Source organism: Streptomyces sp. NPDC057654, assembly GCF_042800135.1.
In the GTDB taxonomy this organism is placed as follows: domain Bacteria; phylum Actinomycetota; class Actinomycetes; order Streptomycetales; family Streptomycetaceae; genus Streptomyces.
In genome coordinates this window covers 1-2,530 of record NZ_JBHVHQ010001081.1, presented here as the reverse complement: position 1 = coordinate 2,530, position 2,530 = coordinate 1, and the positions used below count along the sequence as shown (strand labels likewise).

Here is a 2,530-nt window from a genome sequence, read left to right as displayed (position 1 = left end):
GCCGGGGACGGCGAATCGGCCGACGGGCGCCGTGCCCGGCAGGGTGCGGACGGCCATCGTCCGCACCCCCGGCGTGCTCAGGCAGCCCTCAGACGGCGCTCAGACGGCGAGCGCCTGGGCCCGGCGCTTCACCTCCGTGCCGCGATTCTCGCGCAGGGCCTGCGCCGGGGTCCCCGGCAGGGTCGGGTCGGGGGTGAAGAGCCACTCCAGCATCTCCACGTCGCTGAAGCCGTCGTCCCGCAGGAGCGTCAGGGTGCCGGCCAGGCCCTTGACGACCTTGGCGTCGCCGATGAAGTCGGCGGGCACCTGGAGCACCCTGTTCTCGCCACGGCGCACCGCGATCACCTGGCCTTCCTTGACCAGCTGCCGGACGCGCGTCACCTCGACGCCGAGCCGTTCGGCGATGTCGGGCAGGTTGAGCCAGGCGGGGACGAGAGCATCGATCTTTGCGTCAATCTCGGTCACGGGACAAGCCTGCCATCTAGGACTGACAGTCGGTAGCCGGGAGGGCTCGGGGCGCGCGGCGCCCATGTCGTATCCCGGCCGCGCGCGTACCGCCCGGCCACGCGCGCGTACCCCCTGGAAGCTGCGAAGAGAGCACGCGCGCGTACCGCCCAAAAACGGAGCACGGCCCGGCGGAGAAGGTCTCAGACCGTCGCCGATTTCAGCGGCACCGAAGGGTCGGCGGCCTGCCGCTGGTCCAGCCGGGCGCCGCGCTCGATGAGCTTGCGGCCCTGGGCCAGGTCGCGGGGGCGGCCCACCGCGAGCAGCGCGACCAGGACGCCCTGGCGCAGCCAGCACACCGACCAGGCGGCGGTGGCGGGGTCGCCGCGCCACAGGAGTTCGTCGGCGGCGGCGTGGTGCCCCGCGTACTGCACGAACCGGCCGAACTGCTCGGACCAGAAGTACGGCACCGGGTCGTACAGCGGCCCCTCCGCCTCGCCGTGCGCGATATTGGCGGCGACGGTGCGCGGCCCCTGGAGGGCGTTGTCCCAGTGGTGCACCAGCAGCCGCTCGGCGTACCGGGCGGACGGGAAGGAGGCGCAGTCGCCGACCGCGTAGACGTCCGGGAGGCTGGTGCGCAGCCGTTCGTCGGTGATCACGGACAGGTCCGGGGCCAGCTCGATGCCGGTCCCCGCCAGCCAGCCGGTGGCGGGGCGCGCGCCGATGCCGACGACGACCGCGCCGGCCGTCAGCCGGGTGCCGTCGTCCAGCAGCACGCTGCCCTCGGCGAGGGAGACGACGCGGGCGCCGGTGAGCAGTTCGGCGCCGCAGTCCGCGTACCAGCCCACCATGTGGGCGGCGACCTCGGCGGGGAGGGCGCCCGCGAGCGGCCGGTCCGCTGCCTCCACGACGGTGACCTTGCAGCCCGCCTCGCGGGCGGCGGTCGCGAACTCCGCGCCGATCCAGCCCGCCCCGACCACGACGATGTCGTGCTGGTCGGCGAGGACCGGGCGCAGCCGCGTCGCGTCGTCCAGGGTGCGCAGCAGGTGGACGCCGGGGATGCCCTCGCTGCCGGGCAACACGACGGGCTCGGCGCCGGTGGCGATGACGAGCCGGTCGTAGGGCTCGGGGCCGTCGGCGGTGTCCAGGACGCGTTCGGCGGGCCGCAGCCCGGTGACCTCGCGGCCCAGTCGCAGGTCGATGCCGAGGGAGTCGAAGTCCACCTCGAAGGCGGAGCCCTCGGACTTGCCGAGCAGCACGGCCTTGGAGAGCGGCGGTCGGTCGTAGGGCTGATGGGGCTCCGCGCCGAGCAGCGTGATCGCGCCGGCCCAGCCCTGTTCTCGGAGGGCTACGGCGGTCTGCACCCCGGCCACGCCCGCGCCGACGATCACGACGCGACGCCGGTCACTGGTGGTATTCGTCTGATCGCTCACCAGCTCACTGTAGGGCGGCGGGCACGCTGTCCCGGAGCGTCGCGCAGCGAGATCTCCACCACAACCGGGGCCTTCGGCGGCCCGGTCGCGCGCCCGGCGGAGCCCCGGCCCGCGGCGGACGCTCCCTTTCGGCCGATTCGGGGCGCGTACTAGGGTGAGTCGCGTAGAGCACTCGCGGGAGCCCGGACGGACCGGGCTGAGAGGGAGGCTGGCCGGCCTCCGACCGTACGAACCTGATCCGGGTCATGCCGGCGAAGGGAGGGGCTGGACGCCCATGCACGCGTCGTCTTCGAAGCCACCGGGGCGGGGAACGGCCTCCTGTGACGTCCTCGTCATCGGCGGCGGCATCATCGGCCTGGTCACCGCCTGGCGCGCGGCCCAGCGCGGGCTGCGCACCGCCGTCGCGGACCCCGCGCCGGGCGGGGGCGCCGCCCAGGTCGCGGCCGGGATGCTGGCCGCCGTCACCGAACTGCACTACGGCGAGCAGGATCTGCTGGCCATCAACCTCGCCTCCGCGCGCCGCTATCCGGCGTTCGCGGCCGAGCTGGCGGAGGCGAGCGGGCAGGAGATCGGCTACCGCGCCTGCGGCACGCTCGCCGTCGCCCTCGACGCCGACGACCGCGCCCACCTGCGGGAACTGCACGAATTGCAGC

The 2,530-nt window shown here is 74.5% G+C and carries 3 protein-coding genes and 1 riboswitch; of the genes, 1 reads left to right on the top strand and 2 read right to left on the bottom strand.

What is annotated here, in order from left to right:
• Window positions 1–99 precede the first annotated feature (99 nt).
• Both ACFU99_RS40660 and ACFU99_RS40655 read right to left on the bottom strand, forming a co-directional pair.
• Window positions 100–465: an Rv2175c family DNA-binding protein gene (locus ACFU99_RS40660; protein WP_363230668.1), complete on the bottom strand. Its 366-nt coding sequence runs from the start codon at window positions 463–465 to the stop codon at window positions 100–102.
• A 182-nt stretch (window positions 466–647) separates the two neighbouring features.
• Window positions 648–1,877 carry an NAD(P)/FAD-dependent oxidoreductase gene (locus ACFU99_RS40655; protein WP_384402918.1) on the bottom strand — a complete coding sequence of 410 codons (1,230 nt, stop codon included), beginning with the start codon at window positions 1,875–1,877 and terminating at the stop codon, window positions 648–650.
• A 164-nt stretch (window positions 1,878–2,041) separates the two neighbouring features.
• Window positions 2,042–2,154, top strand: a riboswitch (TPP riboswitch).
• Here ACFU99_RS40655 and ACFU99_RS40650 point away from each other — a divergent pair.
• The coding region (locus tag ACFU99_RS40650) for an FAD-dependent oxidoreductase (RefSeq protein WP_384402915.1) at window positions 2,152–2,530 on the top strand (379 nt) is incomplete at its 3' end. It overlaps the preceding riboswitch by 3 nt.